We start from the raw sequence: 18972 nt of genomic DNA on the forward strand, positions 1-18972 counted from the left end.
GGGGTAGGTCGGTGCAATGACGAGATCGCAGCCCCGGCGCGCCCGTGGCACGGTCGGCCACGCCTACAGCGCACTCAACATGCGGCTCCTGCTGGCCGGGTTCGGGCTGGTGACCATGACCGTCTTCGCGGTGCTGGCGTTCAACGCCGACCTGGTGTGGCTGGGAGTCCTCTGCGTGGTCTTCGCGGTGGTCGCCGTGGTCGACCTGATCATCATCCAGCGCCGCCGCGCCGCCCGCCGCCGGGAGGAGCCGGGCGCCCGCCACTCACTCTTCGAGTGACAGGAGTACGAGATGCCCATCGCGACCACGAATCCCGCGACCGGACAGACGCTCAAGTCCTACGCCCCGATGTCGGCGGAGCAGATCGACGCGGCGATCGAGCGGGCCGACCTGGCGTACCGCCAGCTGCGCGGCACCACCGTCGAACAGCGCGGACGCTGGCTGAACGCGGCGGCCGACCTGCTGGAGGCCGAACGCGACGAGATCGCCCGGCTGATGACCACCGAGATGGGCAAGACGTACGCGTCGGCCAGGGCCGAGGTCACCAAGTGCGCCACCGCCTGCCGCTTCTACGCGGCGAAGGCGGCCGACTTCCTCGCCGACGAGCCCGCCGACGCGGGGGCGGTCAAGGCCACCCGGGCCTTCGTCCGCTACCAGCCGATCGGGCCCGTGCTCGCGGTGATGCCCTGGAACTTCCCGCTCTGGCAGGTGCTGCGCTTCGCCGCGCCGGCCCTGATGGCCGGCAACACCGGCCTGCTCAAGCACGCCTCCAACGTGCCGCAGACCGCACTGCTGCTGGAGGACCTCTTCCGCCGCGCCGGCTTCCCGGAGGGGGCGTTCACCACCCTCCTGGTCGGCTCGGCCGAGGTCGACCGGGTGCTCAGCGACCCGCGGGTGCGCGCGGCGACGCTGACGGGCAGTGAGGGCGCCGGCCGGTCGATCGCCCAGATCGCCGGCCGGGAGCTGAAGAAGACCGTACTGGAACTCGGCGGCAGCGACCCGTTCGTGGTGATGCCGTCGGCCGACCTCGACCGGGCCGCCGAGGTCGCCACCACCGCCCGCTGCCAGAACAACGGCCAGTCCTGCATCGCCGCCAAGCGCTTCATCGTGCACGCCGACGTCTTCGACGCCTTCGCCGAGACGTTCGCCGCGAAGATGTCGGCCCTGCGGGTCGGCGACCCGATGGACCCTGACACCGACGTCGGCCCGCTGGCCAGCGAGGGCGGGCGCGACGAGGTCCACGCCCAGGTGCGCGACGCCGTCGACAAGGGCGCCACCGTGCTCTGCGGCGGCGAGCCGCCCGCCGGCCCCGGCTGGTTCTACCCGCCGACGGTGGTCACCGACCTGCGCCCCGAGATGCGGATGTGGTCCGAGGAGGTCTTCGGTCCCGTCGCGGGCCTCTACCGGGTGTCGTCGTACGAGGAGGCGATCGAGGTGGCCAACGGCACCTCCTTCGGCCTGGGCTCCAACGCCTGGACCCGCGACCCCGAGGAGCAGGAGCGCTTCGCCACCGACCTGGACGCCGGAAACGTCTTCATCAACGGGATGACCACCTCCTACCCGGAACTGCCCTTCGGCGGGGTGAAGAACTCCGGCTACGGCCGCGAGCTCTCCGCGCTCGGAATGCGGGAGTTCTGCAACACGAAGACCGTCTGGGTGGGCGAGGGGGCCGCCTCGGTCGGCGCCGGGGCGCACGCGGAGTAGCCCGCTCCCGGTCCGCCGGCGTAGCCGGGCGCCGTCATGGGTACGGAGTGACGCCATGACGGTGTTCGGCTTCCACGCGTCCCACGAACAGATCGATCCCCGCGCCCTGCTGGAGGCGGTGATCCACGCCGAGCGGGCCGGCTTCGACGCCGCCATGTCCTCGGACCACTTCGCGCCTTGGAGCGAGCGGCAGGGCCAGTCCGGTTTCGCCTGGTCCTGGCTGGGGGCCGCGCTCCAGGCGACCAACCTGCCGTTCGGGGTGGTCAACGCCCCCGGGCAGCGCTACCACCCGGCGATCATCGCGCAGGCGATCGGCACCCTGGGCGCGATGTACCCGGGCCGGTTCTGGGCTGCCCTCGGCACCGGCGAGGCGAGCAACGAGCACATCACCGGCGACGCCTGGCCGCGCAAGGACGTCCGCAACGCCCGGCTGCGCGAGTGCGTGGACGTGATCCGCGCGCTGCTGGCCGGCGAGGAGGTCAGCCACGACGGCCTGGTACGGGTCGACCGGGCGAAGCTGTGGACCCGACCGGAGCAGCCGCCGGCGCTGATCGGGGCGGCGGTCAGCGTGGCCACCGCCCGCTGGTGCGCCGAGTGGGCGGACGGTCTGATCACGGTGAACGCCCCGACCGCGCACCTGCGGGAGATGATCGACGCGTACCGGGACGCCGGCGGCCGCGGACCGCTGCACCTCCAGGTGCACGTGAGCTGGGCGCCGGAGCAGGCCGAGGCCGAGCGGATCGCGTACGACCAGTGGCGCAGCAACGTCTTCGCCCCGCCGGTCTGCTGGGACCTGGAGACCCCGGAGCACTTCGACGTGGTCTCGCGGGACGTGCCGATGGAGAAGGTCCACGAGGTCGTGAACGTCTCCGCCGACCTCGGACGGCACGTCGGCTGGCTGGAGGAGTACCTGGAGCTCGGCTTCGACCAGATCGCCCTGCACCACGTCGGGCAGGAGCAGCGGGACTTCATCGACGCGTTCGGCGCCGAGGTGCTGCCGAAGCTGCGCAGCGCCGGCTGAGCGGGTCCCGGCCCGGAGCCTGAACGGTTCCGGGCCGGGTCGAGCGGCCGCACAGTCAGGGCAGACGTCGCACGAGCACCTGTCCCGGCCACGGGTCGCGGCCCGGGCGTTCGACCGTGAACGGATCGGTGGCCGTGAAGCCCTGCCGCTCGTACCACCGGACCAGCGCACCGTCGTCGCCCGCGTAGCAGTCCACCCGGAGCAGGCCGAGCCGGCGCTCCCGGGCCAGCTCCGCGGCGTGCGCCAGCAGCCGGCCGCCGATGCCCGACCCGGCGTGCGCGCGGTCGGTGACCAGCAGGTTCACGTACAGCTCGGGTTCGGTGGCGGGTGGCACGTACGCGGTCGCCGTCCCCACCACGAGCGCGCCGACGGGGCGCTCGGCGAGCGTCGCCAGCCACAGCCCGCCGCCGGTCGCCCAGGCCTCGGCCTGCGCGATGCGCCGTGGGTCGGTCGAGGCCGGTCCGGTGCCCCACTGGCCGGTGCGCCCCCGCGCCGCCAGCCAGGCGGTGGCGTCGTCGAGCAGCCGCAGTACGGCGGGCGCGTCCGTGGGGCCGCCGGGACGCAGGCTCGGAATCCGCTGCTCGGTCATGCCCAACATGCTGCTACAGCGGCGTCCTTCGATGCCTCGCCCGGCCTGGCGGCGGCCCGGCTGCTCCGTTGGCGCTGTCGAGCTGCCCCGCCAGTAGGACCAACGTCCTTGGGGGCGTGACAGCGAACGACGCCGTCCCGGCGGTCGAGGGGAACACCACCTTCTACGCCATCCCAGGCCGGGAGACGGTCGCCTGGCGAGTGTCCGCAGCTGCTCGGCGGTCCAGTCGCTCCTGGGCGGAAGCCCCGACGCGCCCGGCTGGCCACTGCCCCATCTGTGCGGGCAGCTCGACAGCGCGTCGACGGGCATGTGTCGGGAAGCCTCGGATCACTCGACGACCGACGCCGGAGTCCCGTGCCGCCACGGTCCCGCGTCCGCGTCGTCGCCGCCGCCACCGCCGCCGCCACCGCCGCCGAGGGCGTCGGTCAGCGCCGCGAGTCGCTCGGTGGACAGGCAGGACACCAGGCAGCGTTCCTTGCCGTCGCTGGTCAGCCGGGCGGTCCAGTCCGTGAGGCCGCCGTCGCCGAGTTCGACCTCGTGCGCGCCCTCGCCGACGGTGATCCGCAGGGCGGCGTCGACGTAGTAGCCCCGGCCGCGCCGGCGTTCCGGCTCGTCCACCAGCGGTACGCCCGCCGGGCCGAGCGCCGGCCGGACGGTGTCCTCGATCCGCTCGCCGACGACGGGGCCGTCGAGCACGGTCAGGCGCAGCCGCGCCCCCGCCGACGGCGGCAGCAGGGTGTCGAGCACCCGCCGCCAGTGCGCCAGGTGCAGGGTGAGCAGCCGCGCCTCGGTGCGTCCCGAGCCGCCGTCGCGGGCGCTGGAGACCAGCGCGAAGAGCCGGAAGTGCGCCGACCAGCCGGGGCCGAAGTCCTGCGCCCGCAGGACCCGGTGGCAGGCGGCCAGGTGCACCGCGCCGTCGGCCGGCTGCGCGCGGCGACGAACCGCCGCCTCGACGGCGAGAGCGTTGGTGGGGTCGCTGAGCACCTCGGTGGCGCGCAGGGTGGTGACGATCCGGTTCTGGCTCACCGGCGCGACCGCGGCGCAGGTGCCGAGCGGCACGACGGGGGAGAGGCTCACGCCCGCGAACTCGGCGGGCAACAGCTCCCACAGGCGGGCCTCGACTCCGGCCAGCACGCGCGGGTCGGCCGCCGCCGGGCGGGTGAAGCGGTCCGCCCGCCACCGGCGGACCAGGTCCGCCGGGCGCACTTCCGCCGCCCGGTCCCGCGCGACCGCCAACAGCAGCGTGCGCAGGTCCGCCGGGCTCAGGTCGGCCAGGGCGGCCCGGGCGCCGCCCGGCAGCCGCCCCCACACCCGCCGCTCCGCGTCGTCCATGCGGGACACCCTGCCGCACGCCCCGGGCGCGGTCCATCGAAATCCCCGCGCCGCGTCGCGGCCGGCGACGACGCCGGGTGGCGGCGGCTCCCACTCCTGGAGCCACCGCCACCCGGACGCCGGCGGTCAGGAGAGGGCGCAGGCCGCGCCGTTGACGGTGATCAGCCCGGGTGCCGGGTTGGCGCCGCCGCCGGTCACGGCGTTGAAGCCGAAGGTGACGGTGCCGCCGGGGGCGATCCGGGCGTTGTACGACTCGTTCTTCGCGGTGACCGTGGCCCCCGCCTGGGTCGCCTTCGCCAGCCACGCCTCGCGTACCTGCTGGTCGCCGGTGAAGGCGAAGCGGGCCGTCCACCCGTCGACGGCGCTGGTGCCGGTGTTGCGGATGGTCACCTGGGCGGTGAACCCGGTGCCGCCCTGCCAGGTGCCGTAGTTGGTGTACGTGGCGGAGCAGGTGGGCGCCGGCACCGCCGCCGAGTCACCCTGGTCGGCCAGGAACGAGGCGATCCAGGCCAGCGCCGAGTTCCAGTTGATCGCCACCTCGTTGGTCGCGTACGAGTTGATGTCGTCGACGTAGCAGAACATCGGCTTGCAGCCGGCGAGCAGCTTCGCGGCGAACGGGTCCTGGAGGGCGGCATTCGGGCCGCCGGCCAGGGAGCCGGCGGGCGGCTTCGGCAGGTCGGGGTCGAGCTGGTGGCCGAAGATCCGGCTGTGCTGGTTCTCCGCCGCGTGCTCGCCCCACCCGGTCACGTACGAGATGTTCAGCGCGTTGCGTCCGAGGAGGTAGTCCATCGCCTGCACCGCGCCGTCGCGGTACTTCGCGTCGCGGGTCAGGTCGAAGGCGGTGGCCAGCACGACCGCGTTGTTGATGATGTTGCTGTTGCCGCCCCAGAAGTAGCTGCCCGCGTCGCCGGGCATGGGCAGCCCGTACGCCTGCCGGGCCACCTCGGCGAGGTGGGCGTCGGCGGCGGCGGTGACCGAGGCGCGTACGCGGGCCAGGTCGGCGGCCGGCAGCCCGTTCGGCACGGTGGCCAGGTCGAGCCGGCCCAGCGCGGCGACCCCCTGCCAACCGAAGCCGCGCGGGTCGAACACGTCGCCGGTGTGGTGCGCCGACGCGGTGAGGTCCGCCAGGTACGCCTGCTCGCCGGTGGTCAGGTAGAGCTCGACGGCGGCCCAGTAGAACTCGTCGGTGACGTTCGTGTCGTCGTACGCGCCGCCGCCGGTGCTGTCGGCGGGGCTGGCGTACCGCGCCGGGTTGGCCTTCGCGGCGGCGTAGGCCGTCTTCGCCGCGGTGCCGCAGCGCTTCGCGAAGGCCGCGTCGTAGGGGGCGAACAGCCGCGCGCACTGCGCGGCGACGGCGGCCAGGTTGAGCGTGGCGGCCGTGGACGGCGGGTGCAGCTCGCGCTGCTCGGGGTCGTCGTGCGGGGCGAGCGGCAACCCGGTCCAGTTCCGGTCGTGGATCTTGTGGTGGGCCATCCCCGCGAGCGGTTTGCCGGCCGGCACCTGCATGCGCAGCAGGAACTCCAGCTCCCAGCGGGCCTCGTCCAGGACGTCCGGTACGCCGTTGCCGCGCTCGGGCACCCGCAGCGTGCTGTCGCCAAGGGCGGCGCCGTGCCCGGCGGTGGCTGCCGTGCGGGTCCGCTCGAAGGTGTTCAGCAGCTGGTAGGTGGCGATGCCGCCGTTGACGACGTACTTGCCGTGGTCGCCGGCGTCGTACCAGCCGCCGCGCACGTCCAGGGAGTAGTCGCAGACGCCGGGCTGGCAGGGCACGGAGGTGTCGCCCTTGTTGGGTGCCACGCCGAGGTGCCCGGCGGGACGGGCGTACTCCGCGCCGATCAGGTCGCCGTCGATGGCGATGCCGCTGCGCTGCGCGTAGAAGAACTGGAGGGAGTCGGCGCGCAGCCGGTCGTAGAGGGTGCCCGAGATGTCGAAGGGGTGGCTGGTCTCGCCGTCGACGGTCAGGGTGAGCCCCGCCCCCGGGGTCCGGTAGGACGAGAAGTCGAGCGTCTGCACGTTCTGCCCGGAGGCGGCGTCGACGCCGCGCGGGGTGGTGGTGCCGCTGGCCAGGACGGCGCCGGCGGCCGAGCGGAGCTGCCAGGGCAGGGCGTCGGTCGCCGCCGTCACCACGGTGGCGTTCTTCGGCCCGCCGGGCAGGTAGCCGACCTGGTTGACCCGCACCCGTGGCCCGGTGTCGGGCACGTACGGCTCGGGCGGGTCGCCGCCGCGCAGGGAGACGTCGTCCAGGCAGACGGTCTGCTCGGCCGCGCTGCCGCCGACCTGGAAGATCAGTTGGGCGGCCGGGTTGCCCTCGGCGACCGTGAACGTCTTCTCGAACCGCTGGGCGGTGCCGCTGGCGGTGGCGTCGACGCTCGCGTACGTCGTGTAGGGGGCGGTGCCCAGTTGCAGCACGGCCTTGACGGCGGCGCCGGGGGTGGCGGAGACGTCGAAGCCGAGGGTGTACTCCGCCCCGGCGACCAGCGGCACGCCGTCCTGGCCGATGCCGGCGTCCCACGGGTTGGCCAGGCCGCCGGGCACGGTGGTGCAGAGCCGGCCGTCGGTGACGCCGAGCGGTCCGGTGCCGTAGGAGAACCAGGGGGACACACCGGCGCTGAAGTCGCCGTTGTCGATCTGCTCGGGGGCGTCGGGGGGCGGTTCGGCGTGTGCGGCGCCGGCGGTGGCTGCGGTCAGGGCGACGGCGGTCGCGGCCGCGAGCAGCGCGAGGCGGCGTGGGGATGGCGTCACGGGTGTTCCTTCCGGACGGCTGTGGGGACGGGAAGGTGGCGACCTGGGAGCGCTCCCAGGTCGCCTCGATGGTTCCAGTGCCGCCGCCACCCTGTCAATCGATCCGGCTGGATGGTTCGAAACCGCCCCGGGAGGCCCCCGGGACAGTGAGATTCGCCGCGCGACGCGCCGAGGTCCCGATCTCCTAGAGACAACCGAGCCCTCCGCCTGGCAGGCTGCCACCCATGACCCTGAAGCTGCGTTCCGTGGGAACGAGCGACCGTGGGCTGATCCGCAGTGGCAACCAGGACGCCCTGCACGCCGGCACCTGGCTCGTCGCCGTCGCCGACGGCATGGGCGGGATGGCGGCCGGCGACCTGGCCAGCGCGATCGCCATCGAGGCGGTCGCTCCGCTCGACGTGGAGACCCCGGAGCACGCGCTGGTGGCCGCACTGCAGAGCGGCATCGAGCAGGCCACCGCGCGGATCCACCAGGCGGTCGCCGAGGATCCGGAGCGGCAGGGCATGGGCACCACCCTCACCGCCCTGCTCTTCGCCCGTACGGGCAGCTGCCTGGCCCTCGCCCACGTCGGCGACTCCCGCGCCTACCTGTTCCGCGAAGGCGTACTCAAGCAGATCACCCGCGACGACACGTTCGTGCAGCTGCTCGTCGACCAGGGGGTGATCACCCCCGACCAGGCCAGCAGCCACCCCCGCCGGGCGGTGGTCACCCAGGCGTTGCAGGGCGAGGAGGTCTCCCCGGCGTACGCGACGATGGTGCCGTGGCCCGGCGACCGTTGGCTGCTGTGCAGCGACGGGCTGTCCAACGTCGTCCGCCCGGACACCCTCGCCGAGGTGCTCGCGGAGCACCCGGACCGCGCGGACTGCGCCCGCCGGCTCATCGACCTCGCGCTGCGCGCGGGCGGGCCGGACAACGTCACGGTGGTCGTCGCCGACGTCGTGGAGGAGTGAGCGAGCGTCGCGAGCGAACCAGCCGGTTCAGCGCTCTGGAGCCTCGTGGCGTCGCCGACCGCAGGGAGGCGACGACATGAGGCCGCTCAGCGGCGTCGCGGCGTGGCGTGCCGGGTGGGCGGGGCCGTGGTCGGGTCCTCGGGCCACGGGTGGCGCGGGTAGCGCCCGCGCAGCTCGCCCCGCACCTGCGGGTAGCCGGTCCGCCAGAACGACGCCAGGTCGGCGGTGACCGCCACCGGCCGCCCGGCCGGCGAGAGCAGGTGCAGCAGCACCGGCACCCGGCCGTCGGCGACGCGGGGCGCGTCGCGCCAGCCGAAGGTCTCCTGGAGCTTGACCGCGAGCACCGGCGCCGCCGGGTCGGCGTAGTCGAGCCGGATCCGCGATCCGCTCGGCACGGCGATCCGCTCGGGCGCGACCTCGTCCAGCCGGGCCGCCAGCGCCCACGGCAGCAGCCGGCGCAGCGCCCCGGCCACGTCGACCCGGGCCAGGTCGGCGCGGCGCCGGGCGTGGGCCAGCTCCGGGCCCAGCCAGGCGGGCGCGTCGGCGAGCAGCGCCTCGTCGCCCACGTCGGGCCAGTCGCCGCCGAGCGCGTGCCGGCAGAACGCGAGCCGCTCGCGCAGGGCCCGCGCCGCCGGGCTCCAGGTCAGCAGGCCCAGGCCCGTACGCCGCAGGCCCGTCAGCAGCGCCTGTGCCACCTGCGCCGGGTCGGGCCGGGCGAGGGGCCGCTCGACCAGCTCGATCGCGCCCAGCCGCACCACCTCCCGGGCCACCACGTCGTCGCCGGCCCAGCCGACCTCCCGCTCGGTGCGCAGCAGCGGCCCGCCCGCCTCCCGGGCGGTCGCCTCGTCGAGCGGGGTGGCCAGCCGTACCCGGGCCGTCGGCGCGCCGGGGGAGCGGTCCGCCACCGCGACGGCCAGCCAGTCGGCGCCGGTCAGCCCCGACCCGGGCGCCAGCTCCGCGGCGGTTCCGCCGCTCATCAGGTACGCCGAGCCGCCCGCGCGCCGGGCCCGGGCCAGCCGCTGCGGGTGGGCGAGCCCGACGAGCAGCCCGGCGGCCAGGTCGTCGGTCAGCCCGCCCCGGCCCGCGTCTCCGCCCCGGCCTGTGTTCCCGGTCCGGCCCGCGTCGGCGTCCGGCCGCGCCCGGCCGGTGCCTTCCGCCGTCGCCGCACCGTGGGTCGCGCGCGCCCGGCCGGGTCGCCCCGGCGGCGCGGCGTCGGGCAGGGCGGCGCGCAGCCGGTGTACCTCCGCGCGCCAGCGGGCGGTGGCACCCGGGTCCGCGCCCGCGCGCAGCCGGCGCCAGGCGGCGGTCAGGTCGTCGCCCGGCCCGGCGGCGGTGTCCTCGGCGAGCACCGCCACGATCTCCGCCGCCCGGTCCGCGCCCACCCGGGCGGCCCCGTCGAGCAGCGCCCGGGCCAGCCGGGGGTGCGCCCCGACCGCGGCGATCGCCCGGCCGCGGTCGGTGATCCGGCCGTCCGCGTCGAGCGCGCCGAGCGTGGTGAGGGTGTCGCGGGCGACGGCCATCGACGCCGCCGGGGGCGGGTCGGGCAGGGCCAGCCCGGTGCCGTCCGGCGACCCCCACGCGGCCAGTTCCAGGGCGAAGCCGGTCAGGTCGGCGGTGGCGATCTCCGGCTCGGGTTGCGCGGCGAGCCGCTCGTGGGTGGCCGCCGACCAGCAGCGGTAGACGCACCCCGGTGCCTCCCGGCCCGCGCGGCCGGCCCGCTGGGTGGCCGCCGCCCGGGACACCGTGACCGTGACCAGCGCGCCCAAACCCCGGGCCAGGTCCATCCGGGCGACCCGGGACAGCCCGGCGTCCACCACCACCCGAACGCCCGGCACGGTCAGGCTGCTCTCGGCCACGGCGGTCGCCAGCACCACCCGCCGCCGGTCGGCGGGGCGAAGCGCCGCGTCCTGGTCGGCGCCACGCTGCCGGCCGTGCAGCGGCAGGACGGCGACCTCGCCGCGCAGGTCGGCCAGCCGGCCGGCGACGGCGCCGATCTCGCCGGCGCCGGGCAGGAAGACCAGCACGTCCCCGGCGCGCTCGCGCAGCGCCCGGCGCACCGTCGCCGCGACGTGGTCGAGCAGTCCCCGGTCGACCGGGCCGGCCCCCGGCGCGGCCACCGGCCGGGGCGGCGGCGCCCAGATCCGGGCCACCGGGTGCAGGGCCGAGGACGCCCGGACGATCGGTGCGGGCGCGCCACCGCCGCCGAGCAGCGCGGCGAACCGGTCCGCCTCGGGGGTGGCCGACATCGCCAGCAGCCACAGGTCGGGGCGCAGGGCGGCCCGCGCCTCCACGGTGAACGCGAGCGCCAGGTCGGCGTCGAGCTGCCGCTCGTGGCACTCGTCGAGCAGCACGGCGCCAGTGCCGGCCAGCTCGGGATCGCGGTGCAGCCGCCGCACCAGCAGCCCGGTGGTGACCACCTCGACGCGGGTACGCGGTCCGCTGCGACGCTCGCCGCGTACGGCGTAGCCGATCCGCTCGCCCAGCGGTTCGCCGAGCAGCGCGGCCATCCGGCGCGCCGCCGCGCGGGCGGCCACCCGGCGCGGCTGCGCGACCAGCACGCGGCCGGCGACCTCGTCGGCCACGGCCAGCGGGGCGAGGGTCGTCTTGCCGGTCCCGGGCGGGGCGACCAGCACTCCGGCGCCGGTGGCGCGCAGCGCCGCGACCAGCTCCGGCAGCACGGGCCGTACGGGCAGGTCGAGGGGCACGTCCGAGAGCACGGCCCAGTCTCGCACCGCCCGGCGTGGCTCAGTCGGGGCGTACCCCGTCAACGCCCGTGACGAAGGCGCGCCAGGCCGGTGCCGGGAAGGCCAGGACGGGGCCGGACCGGTCCTTGCTGTCGCGGACGGCGACCCGGTCCGCCGCGACGGCGACCTCCACGCAGTTGCCGTTGCCGACGCTGCGGCTGCTGGTGCGCCACTGGGCCCGGGTGAGGTCGAACGCGGTCATCGGGCGGTACCCCCGTCTGTGCCGGCGCGCCGCGTCAGCGGTCACGCAAAGTGACGAGAAGCTTCCGCCAGGCGCGTCAGAGACGCCTCCGGACCGAGTGCCATGCGACACAGCTCCTCGTGCACAAGGCTATACCCGCGCACCTGTACGGCCTCCTCCAGAGCCAGCCCCATCGTGAGGTTTTCCAGGTAAACCACGGCCGCGTCGGCGGTGTCGGCGAACGTCAGCACGACGTACGGCGCGTTCATGGCCGGGTGCCCGCCGGCCGAGAACGGAAGTACCTGGAGAGTCACGTTCGGTAACTGAGCAACCTTCGCGAGATGGGCCATCTGATCGGACATCACGGCCGCGCCGCCAACGGGTCGGCAGAGCACCGCCTCGTTGAGCACCACGGACAACTCGACCGGGCCGTCGCCGTGCAGCACGTTCTGCCGGTGCAGCCGCGCGGCGACCTTGCGCTCGATCCCGTCCTCGCCCGCGGTGCGCCGGAAGACCTCCCGCGCGTACGCCTCCGTCTGCAACAGGCCGGGCACCGCCTCGACCTCGTACGTGCGCAGGGTCGCCGCCTCCGCCTCCAGCCCGACGTAGAACTCGAACCACTCCGGCAGCACGTCGCTGTAGCTCTGCCACCAGCCGCGCTGCTGCGCTCCGCGGGCTATCTCGATCAGCGCCTCGGCGTCCGCCCCGGTCACCTCGTACAGGGCGAGCGCGGCCCGGACGTCGCGCGGCTTGATGCCGATCTGGGCGTTCTCGATGCGGGACAGGTTGCTCTTGGACATGTCCAGTTGCCGGGCGGCGACATCCAGGGTCATGCCCGCGCGCTCGCGCAACTGGCGAAGTTCCCGGGCGATGCGGCGGCGGCGGACGGTGGGGCTCGCGGTCACCCTCCGAGTCTGTCACGGCAAGATCCGCAGGTCGCGCCAGCACGGAGTGCAACTTCCACAAACGGGAGTTGCGTTGCAGTCACGGCCGGTGCATCCTTGCCCGGTTGCGATCACTGTGGACAACCCGCATGGGAGGACCGGTTGCTCATCGCCGACGAGTTCTTCCTGATCACCCACAACGACAGTCGGGGCAAGGCGAAGCTGCACCCCACGGCGACCGGCCTCGGCCTCGCCGGCGGGCTGCTCGCCGAACTGGTCCTCCACGGCCACGCCACCGTCTCCTCCGGACTGGTCACGGTGCTCGACCGCCGCCCCCCGGCGGACGCGCTGGCGCACACCGTGCTCGACCAGTTGGTCGGCGAGACGCAGCAGCACCCGGTGCGCACCTGGCTCAGCTTCCTGGCGCAGACCGCCACCACCTCCGTGGGGGATCGGCTGGTCAGGGCGGGCGTGCTGCGCCGGCAGGAGAGCCGCCGGCTGCTCCGCACCACCGTCAGCTACCTGCCGATCGACCTCAACGCGGTGGCCTGGCCGGCCACCCGGCTGCGTGCCCTGCTCGACCGGCCCGAACCGCCGAGCGTGCCCGACGGGACGCTGCTGGGTCTGGTCGTCGCCGCCGGGCTGAGCCGCGAGGTGCTGTGGAGCGCCGGCCCCCGGGCACACCACCGGCTGGGCGTGCTCATCCCGGCGCTGCCCCCGCCGCTGCGGGAACTCGTGGCGCACACCGAGGCCGCGGTCGGCGCTGCCGTGCTGCGCGGCGTGGGCTGACCGCCACTCCACCCCCCCTCCCCTCGAACCGGAGTCCGCGTATGTCGACACCAACGCTCGGCCGACCGAGCAACGTCTCCGAGGCACTGGCCCGCGGCCGGCTCGGCGTGCCGTCGGTGATCTTCTTCGTCCTCTCCGCCGCCGCCCCGCTGACCGTGGTGGCCGGCGTCGTCACCACCGGCTACGGGGTCGTCGGGGTGCTCGGCATCCCGGTGGCCTTCCTGACCGTGGCCGCCGTGCTCGCCCTCTTCTCCATCGGCTACGTGGCCATGGCGCGGCGGATGGCCAACGCCGGCGCGTTCTACGCCTACGTCTCGCGGGGGCTGGGCCGCCCGGCCGGCGTCGGCGCCGCCTGGGTCGCGCTGATCGCGTACAACGCCCTCCAGGTGGGGCTGTACGGCACCATCGGCGCCGCCGCGGAGCCGGTGCTGGGCCGCCTGTTCGGAGTGGCCCCCGCGTGGTGGCTCGTGGCGTTGATCGCCTGGGCGACGGTCGGCGTACTCGGCCTGCTCCGGGTGGACCTCAACGGCCTGGTGCTGGCGGCGCTGCTGGTCGCCGAGATGGTGGTGATCGTCGTCTTCGACCTCGGGCAGCTGGCCCACCCGGCCGGCGGTGACGTGAGCTTCGCCGCCCTCTCCCCGGAGAACCTCGTCGTGCCCGGGGCGGGCGCGGTGCTGGTGCTGGCCATCCTGGGCTTCGTCGGGTTCGAGTCGGCCGTGGTGTTCAGCGAGGAGAGCAAGGACCCCCGGCGGACGGTGCGGTTGGCCACCTACCTCTCCATCGCCATCATCGCGGGGATCTACGCGCTGTCGTCGTGGAGCATGACCGTCGCCGTCGGACCGGACCGGATCGCCGCCGAGGCGGGCGAACAGAGCATCGGGCTGATCTTCAACCTGGCCGAGGCGCACCTCGGGGGCACCGCCGTGGCCATCGGCCAGGCGCTCTTCCTGACCTCGGTGCTCGCCGCGATGATCTCCTTCCACAACACGACCGCCCGGTACGCCTTCGCGCTGGGCCGGGAGCGGGTGCTGCCGGCCGTGTTCGGGCAGACCTCGCCGCGCACCGGGTCGCCCCGGGCGGCGTCCCTCGCGCAGAGCGCGCTCGGGCTCGTGGTGATCGTGCTCTACGCGCTCAACGGCTGGGACCCGGTGGTGCAGCTGTTCTACTGGGTCGGCACGGCCGGCGGCTTCGGCGTGCTGCTGCTGATCGCCACCACCTCGGTCGCGGTGATCGCGTACTTCGTCCGCAGCCAGGTGGAGGAGACGCTGTGGCGCCGCGCGGTCGCCCCCGGCCTCGCCGCCGTGGCCCTGACCGTGATCGTCGCGCTGGCGGTGGCCAACTTCGCCGACCTGCTCGGCGTGGCGCCGGACTCGCCCCTGCGCTGGGCGGTCCCGGCGGTCTATCCGGTCGCCGCGCTGCTCGGCCTGCTGTGGGCGCTGGTGCTGCGCGGCAGCCGCCCCGACACGTACGCCCGGATCGGCCTGGGCGCGGAGAGCGTGGCGGCGGCGGTGCCGACGACCGGGCACGCGGGCGGGCCCGTGCCGAGCGCGACGGGGGCCCGGCGATGAGCGGCGTACGGGTGGAGCGGCTCGGGCCGGCGGAGACGTCGCTGGTGGCCGACCGGATCGCCGAGGCGTTCATGGCCCTGGACGCGCCGCGCTGGCTGGTGCCCGACGAAGGGCGGCGGCAGTCCGTGCTGGCCGGCCAGTTCGCGATCCTGGTGGACCACGCGATGCGGCACGGCCTCGTGTACGCGACCGCGGACCGGGCGGGGGTGGCGGTCTGGTTCCCGTCGGTGGGCGATCCGGCCCCGCCGCCGGAGGACTACGACGCCCGGCTGGCCGCGGCGTGCGGGCAGTGGACGGACCGGTTCGCCCACCTGGACAAGCTCTTCGAGGCCCACCACCCGCACGCGGACCACCACCACCTGGCGTTCCTCGCCGTCGCGCCGCAGCGGCAGGGGCAGGGGCTGGGCAGCGCGCTGCTGCGGCACCACCACGCCGTCCTGGACGCCGAGGGCGTGCCCGGATACCTGGAGGCCGCCAGCGAGATCGGCCGCGACCTGTACGCGCGGCACGGCTACCGGGTCGCCGATCCGTTCCACCTGCCGGACGGCACCCCGTTCTGGCCGATGTGGCGCGAGCCCGCCCGCTGAACGCCGACGCCCGGGTCACCCGTCGCAGGGGCGACCCGGGCGGCTCGACGGGCGGCGCTGACCGGCCGGGACATGTCGGAGCGACACGAAGAAGGCCTCCGGGTCGGCGGAGCGGGACCTGGAGGGTCCCACTCCACGACCGGAGGCCTTCGCCACCATTTCCGGCCGGGTGCGCCGGCCGGGCTACCCCTGGGTCGTATCCCTAGTACGTGCCGTCGAGCTGCCCACGCAGCTTGGTCAGCGCGCGGGCCAGCAGCCGGGAGACGTGCATCTGCGAGACGCCGATCTGCTCGGCGATCTGCGACTGCGTCAGGTTGCCGTAGAACCGCAGCGTGAGGATCTTCTGCTCGCGCTCGTCGAGCGTCGCCAGCGCCGGGCCGAGGGCCACCCGCAGCTCGGCCAGCTCGAACTCGCCGTCCTCGCCGCCGAGCATGTCGCCCAGCTCGGTCGCGCGGTCGCCGTCGCCGGTCGGCGTGGAGAGCGAGACCGCGTTGTAGGCACGGGCGCCCTCCAGGCCCTCCAGCACCTCTTCCTCGGTGAGCTTGAGGTGGGCGGCGATGTCGGCGACCGTGGGGGAGCGGCCGAGGGTCTGCAACAGCGTGCTGTTGGCGTCGGAGATGGCCAGGCGCAGCTCCTGGAGGCGACGCGGCACCCGGATGTCCCAGGTGCGGTCGCGGAAGTGCCGCTTGAGCTCGCCGATGATGGTGGGGATCGCGTAGCCGGCGAAGTCGACGCCGCGGGTGGGGTCGAACTTGTCGATGGCCTTGATCAGGCCGACGGCGGCCGTCTGGGCCAGGTCGTCGGTGGGCTCGCCCCGGCCGCTGTAGCGGTGCGCGAGGTGGTTGGCGAGCGGCAGCCAGGCCTCGATCGCGCGGTCGCGCAGAGCGGCGCGGGACGGGTGGCCGGCCGGCAGCGCGGCCATCGCGTTGAGCAGGTCGGCGGCGCTGTCGGTGAGCGCACGCGGGTCGAGCTTCTCGGTGGTGCTCGGCGTTGTTGTGGTCGCCGGTTCGCTGATCGTTGGCGCGGTCATGGGTGGTCCTCCCTGCACCTCGTCCGCGGATGAAAGACGTGACGCTTAGGTTTAACTTCAGATGTCCGTTCGGGAGCCACCTTAGCCCGATCGGTCTGACGAAATCTAGCCGAAAGTACGATGTACTTAAGTGATTTTCGACCACGAGAGCGGCAAAGCGAGCAAATGCGCCTCGGATTGTGGGCCGGGTTACGCCGGCGAGCGGCCGGGTCGGCCGCGCCCTACATCGACGTCGACGCATCCAGGTGGCCCCGGCGGGTCGGCCGGGCGGCCACGGTCCACCGGACGACCGGCGTCGAATGTCGGCTTTCCGTCGTTGTCCCGTCAACGGGACGGCCCGTAGCGTGCGGGTACATGCCCCACGCCGGAGGTGCCGTGCTCGACCCCGCCGCTCCCCACCTGGTCGTCAACAGCCGCACGCTCTACTTCGGCTGGCTGCCGGCGGACCCGGACGCGGTCGCGGCGCTGGTCCCGGCCGGGCTGCGCCCGTCGCCCGAGCGGCTGGTCTTCATGAACCAGTACGTGGTCGACGACGACAGCCAGACCTCCGGCTTCGGCGCGTACTCGCTGACCTACCTCGGCGTGGCGCTGACCGGGGTGGACGCGCCGGGCGGGCTCAACCCCGGCGGCTGGTGGACGCACTACGTGACGTGCAGCGAGCGGGTCCGGGCCTACGCCGCGGCGCGGGGCGCGCCCGCCGTCGTCGGCCGTACCCACATCGAGCGCCACGGCGGGGACATCGTCGCCGAGACGGAGATCGACGGCGTGCCGGTGATCCGCGTCCGCTGCCAGGTGGGCGAGACCGGCGGAACGATCAGCCGGGGCCACCACCGCTACCTCACGGCCCGCGACGGGCAGTTGCTCAGCTCCGTGCACCCCTTCGTCGCCGAACCGGTCGACCCGTTCGTGATCGAGTCGCTGGAGTTCCTGGAGCCGGCCCACCCGATCTACGCGCTGCGCCCGGAGAACCCGTTGACCATCGGCTTCGGCTTCTACTCGCCGCGCGCCTCGTTCGCCTATCCCGGCGGGCTGACGGTCCACGCCACCGACGCGGACACCGGGGCCGTGCCCACCTTCGGCAGGATCGACGCCCTCTCCGTACCCGCCTGAACGCCCACCCGCGCGCTCACCACGTGCCGGACCGGCGGGCCCGCAGCGGCCGGCCGTCGGGGTCGTAGACCAGCCGGTACGCCGGCAGCGCCCAGGCCCGGGTGTACCAGGGCAGCCGTTCGGCCCGGTGCGGCAGCAGCCGGCCCGGCGGCCGGGGACCGACCCGGCCGGTGTCGTACCACCGTCGCAGCGCGTCGGCGGCGGCGGTGATCGCCGCCACGGCGTCGGCGGGGTCGACCAGGTCGGCGTCCTCGCCGCCGTCGGGGTCGAGGTCCAGGTGCTCGCGCCACAGCCGCAACCGCAGCTCCCGGGCGAAGAGCCGGGCGCCGTCGCCTAGGCCGGCCGGGTCGGTCGGCGCCCGTTCGTCCCGGGTCTCGTCCAGTACGGCGCAGGACAGCTCGCTGTCGTGCGTCCAGGAACGGCGGTTGAAGTTGTCGCTGCCGACGCTGGCCCACACGTCGTCGACCACGCAGACCTTGGCGTGCACGTACACCGGGGCGCCGGCGTGGTTCTCGACGTCGAACACGTGCACCCGTTCCGGGGCCGCCCGCTCGCAGAGTGAGAGTGCCTGCTCGCGGCCGACCGTGTTGGGCGGCAGCGCCCACCGGCCGTCCACGTCCGGATACCGGGGGACCACCGCGACCAGGTGCAGGTCGGGGTTGTCGCGCAGCGCCTTGGCGAACAGGTCGGCCACCTCGGTGGACCACAGGTACTGGTCCTCCAAATAGATCAGCCGCCGCGCCCGCCGGACCGCCTTGGTGTAGCCGCGCGCCACCGTGCGCTCGCCGTCCGGGGCGAAGGAGTAGCGGGGCCGTACCGCAGGGTAGGTGCGCAGCACCTGGACGTGGTGCGGCCCGCAGGGCGGTGGGTCGGCCGGCTGCGGCGGCAGCGGGTCGGGTCGCAGGTCCGCGCCGCGCAGCCGGTCGCGCAGGTAGGCGAGAGGGTTCTCGGAGTCCAGCGGCATCGGGTCGCTCCACCGCTCCCGGAAGGTGGTGTCCAGCGCGCCCACCGCCGGCCCCCGCACCGCGAGCTGCACGTCGTGCCAGGGCGGGTGCTCCCCGTAGCGGGTGGACATCTGCACCGCCTGGGGGTCGCCCCGGTGCGCGGCGTCGTCACGCCGGCTGTGGCACAGATCGATCCCGCCGGCGAAGGCGACGTCGCGTTCCGGCGCCCGCGGGTGCCGCAGCACCACCAGCTTCTGGTGGTGCGAGCCGCCCCGGCGGACCCGCTGGTCGAGCAGCACCTCGCCGCCGGCGGCGGAGACCGTCTCGCTCAGGTTGCGGTTCTCCGCCTCGCTGTAGGCCAGCAGGTCGAGGTGGGAGCGCCAGATCAGGCCCTTGACCACCACGCCCCGCTGCGCGGCCCGCGCGAAGAGCTGCGCCACGGTCGGCCCGTCCGGGCGCAGCCGCTGGTCCGGGTCGCCCCGCCAGTCGGTGAAGAAGAGGTGGTCGCCGGCCTCCAGGGCCTCCACCTCGTCGACCAGCCGGTCGAAGTACGCGACACCGTGAATTAACGGCTCGGCAAGGTTACCGCTGGTCCAGACGGGTAACTCTGACACCGGGTTGGCGCGTTCGGCCGCGCTGAGGAACCAGTTGCGTGGTGCCACGTTCCAGCCCCCCGAGGTCGACAACGTCCTCACGGTAGGACCCACGTCGCGGGGCCGCATCCCGACCGGCACCCCGGTGACCCGGCCGGACGACCCCCGACAGCTCGCCCGAACACGACGCGACACCGAGGAGGCAA

16 protein-coding genes are annotated in these 18972 nt (G+C 74.7%); 8 read left to right on the forward strand and 8 right to left on the reverse strand.

The genetic code is table 11. From position 1 onward, the window contains the following. The first annotated feature begins 16 nt into the window (after nt 1–16). Genes CLT72_RS00950 through CLT72_RS00960 form a run of 3 tightly spaced genes read left to right on the forward strand, consistent with a single transcriptional unit; the run spans nt 17 to nt 2726 of the window. On the forward strand, nt 17–280 hold the full coding sequence (locus tag CLT72_RS00950) for a DUF6343 family protein (RefSeq protein WP_089001114.1): 264 nt from the start codon (nt 17–19) through the stop codon (nt 278–280). A 12-nt stretch (nt 281–292) separates the two neighbouring features. After that, a complete protein-coding gene (locus CLT72_RS00955) occupies nt 293–1705 on the forward strand; it encodes an NADP-dependent succinic semialdehyde dehydrogenase (protein WP_101409111.1) in 1413 nt (470 codons plus the stop codon). Between the two features lie 55 nt (nt 1706–1760). Then, on the forward strand, nt 1761–2726 hold the full coding sequence (locus tag CLT72_RS00960) for a TIGR03885 family FMN-dependent LLM class oxidoreductase (RefSeq protein ID WP_101409112.1): 966 nt from the start codon (nt 1761–1763) through the stop codon (nt 2724–2726). A 55-nt stretch (nt 2727–2781) separates the two neighbouring features. Here CLT72_RS00960 and CLT72_RS00965 read toward each other — a convergent pair whose 3' ends face one another. The 3 genes from CLT72_RS00965 to CLT72_RS00975 form a co-directional block, all read right to left on the reverse strand. Then, nucleotides 2782–3315 carry a GNAT family N-acetyltransferase gene (locus CLT72_RS00965; protein WP_101409113.1) on the reverse strand — a complete coding sequence of 178 codons (534 nt, stop codon included), beginning with the start codon at nt 3313–3315 and terminating at the stop codon, nt 2782–2784. Nucleotides 3316–3642: 327 nt separating this feature from the next. Further along, entirely contained in the window at nt 3643–4647 is a 1005-nt protein-coding gene (locus tag CLT72_RS00970; protein WP_199184442.1) for a hypothetical protein, read from the reverse strand. Between the two features lie 126 nt (nt 4648–4773). Next, nucleotides 4774–7386, reverse strand: a complete 2613-nt coding sequence (locus CLT72_RS00975; RefSeq protein WP_101409114.1) for a glycoside hydrolase family 9 protein — start codon at nt 7384–7386, stop codon at nt 4774–4776. Nucleotides 7387–7610: 224 nt separating this feature from the next. Between CLT72_RS00975 and CLT72_RS00980 the strand changes: the two genes are divergently transcribed. Further along, a complete protein-coding gene (locus tag CLT72_RS00980) occupies nt 7611–8336 on the forward strand; it encodes a PP2C family protein-serine/threonine phosphatase (protein WP_101409115.1) in 726 nt (241 codons plus the stop codon). An 86-nt stretch (nt 8337–8422) separates the two neighbouring features. On the opposite strand, the gene hrpB is transcribed toward CLT72_RS00980, so the two are convergent. Genes hrpB through CLT72_RS00995 form a run of 3 tightly spaced genes read right to left on the reverse strand, consistent with a single transcriptional unit; the run spans nt 8423 to nt 12166 of the window. Next, nucleotides 8423–11053, reverse strand: a complete 2631-nt coding sequence (hrpB, locus tag CLT72_RS00985) for an ATP-dependent helicase HrpB (protein WP_101414859.1) — start codon at nt 11051–11053, stop codon at nt 8423–8425. Nucleotides 11054–11081: 28 nt separating this feature from the next. Then, complete coding sequence (locus CLT72_RS00990; protein ID WP_101409116.1) at nt 11082–11282, reverse strand: DUF397 domain-containing protein; 201 nt, start codon at nt 11280–11282, stop codon at nt 11082–11084. A 41-nt stretch (nt 11283–11323) separates the two neighbouring features. Further along, nucleotides 11324–12166, reverse strand: a complete 843-nt coding sequence (locus CLT72_RS00995; protein WP_101409117.1) for a helix-turn-helix domain-containing protein — start codon at nt 12164–12166, stop codon at nt 11324–11326. Between the two features lie 141 nt (nt 12167–12307). On the opposite strand from CLT72_RS00995, the gene CLT72_RS01000 reads away from it, so the two are divergent. Genes CLT72_RS01000 through CLT72_RS01010 form a run of 3 tightly spaced genes read left to right on the forward strand, consistent with a single transcriptional unit; the run spans nt 12308 to nt 15089 of the window. After that, nucleotides 12308–12934: a GOLPH3/VPS74 family protein gene (locus CLT72_RS01000; RefSeq protein ID WP_101409118.1), complete on the forward strand. Its 627-nt coding sequence runs from the start codon at nt 12308–12310 to the stop codon at nt 12932–12934. Between the two features lie 41 nt (nt 12935–12975). After that, nucleotides 12976–14502: an APC family permease gene (locus CLT72_RS01005; protein WP_101409119.1), complete on the forward strand. Its 1527-nt coding sequence runs from the start codon at nt 12976–12978 to the stop codon at nt 14500–14502. After that, nucleotides 14499–15089: a GNAT family N-acetyltransferase gene (locus CLT72_RS01010; protein WP_101409120.1), complete on the forward strand. Its 591-nt coding sequence runs from the start codon at nt 14499–14501 to the stop codon at nt 15087–15089. The genes CLT72_RS01005 and CLT72_RS01010 overlap by 4 nt, the downstream gene beginning before the upstream one ends. 202 nt (nt 15090–15291) lie before the next feature. On the opposite strand, the gene CLT72_RS01015 is transcribed toward CLT72_RS01010, so the two are convergent. After that, on the reverse strand, nt 15292–16119 hold the full coding sequence (locus tag CLT72_RS01015; protein WP_101409121.1) for a SigB/SigF/SigG family RNA polymerase sigma factor: 828 nt from the start codon (nt 16117–16119) through the stop codon (nt 15292–15294). 354 nt (nt 16120–16473) lie between these two features. Between CLT72_RS01015 and CLT72_RS01020 the strand changes: the two genes are divergently transcribed. Continuing rightward, nucleotides 16474–17229, forward strand: coding sequence for an acetoacetate decarboxylase family protein (locus tag CLT72_RS01020; RefSeq protein WP_250100624.1), 756 nt, complete (start codon nt 16474–16476; stop codon nt 17227–17229). Between the two features lie 16 nt (nt 17230–17245). On the opposite strand, the gene CLT72_RS01025 is transcribed toward CLT72_RS01020, so the two are convergent. After that, entirely contained in the window at nt 17246–18835 is a 1590-nt protein-coding gene (locus CLT72_RS01025) for a phospholipase D family protein (protein WP_101409122.1), read from the reverse strand. Nucleotides 18836–18972: the final 137 nt, after the last annotated feature.

The organism is Micromonospora sp. CNZ309 (assembly GCF_002846525.1).

Bases quoted from the DNA above. Each gene is read 5' to 3' on its own strand.
- CLT72_RS00950 (WP_089001114.1), top strand. From the start codon at position 17: ATGACGAGATCGCAGCCCCGGCGCGCCCGTGGCACGGTCGGCCACGCC.
- CLT72_RS00955 (WP_101409111.1), top strand. From the start codon at position 293: ATGCCCATCGCGACCACGAATCCCGCGACCGGACAGACGCTCAAGTCC.
- CLT72_RS00960 (WP_101409112.1), top strand. From the start codon at position 1,761: ATGACGGTGTTCGGCTTCCACGCGTCCCACGAACAGATCGATCCCCGC.
- CLT72_RS00965 (WP_101409113.1), bottom strand. From the start codon at position 3,315: ATGACCGAGCAGCGGATTCCGAGCCTGCGTCCCGGCGGCCCCACGGAC.
- CLT72_RS00970 (WP_199184442.1), bottom strand. From the start codon at position 4,647: ATGGACGACGCGGAGCGGCGGGTGTGGGGGCGGCTGCCGGGCGGCGCC.
- CLT72_RS00980 (WP_101409115.1), top strand. From the start codon at position 7,611: ATGACCCTGAAGCTGCGTTCCGTGGGAACGAGCGACCGTGGGCTGATC.
- CLT72_RS00990 (WP_101409116.1), bottom strand. From the start codon at position 11,282: ATGACCGCGTTCGACCTCACCCGGGCCCAGTGGCGCACCAGCAGCCGC.
- CLT72_RS01005 (WP_101409119.1), top strand. From the start codon at position 12,976: ATGTCGACACCAACGCTCGGCCGACCGAGCAACGTCTCCGAGGCACTG.
- CLT72_RS01010 (WP_101409120.1), top strand. From the start codon at position 14,499: ATGAGCGGCGTACGGGTGGAGCGGCTCGGGCCGGCGGAGACGTCGCTG.
- CLT72_RS01015 (WP_101409121.1), bottom strand. From the start codon at position 16,119: ATGACCGCGCCAACGATCAGCGAACCGGCGACCACAACAACGCCGAGC.
- CLT72_RS01020 (WP_250100624.1), top strand. From the start codon at position 16,474: ATGCCCCACGCCGGAGGTGCCGTGCTCGACCCCGCCGCTCCCCACCTG.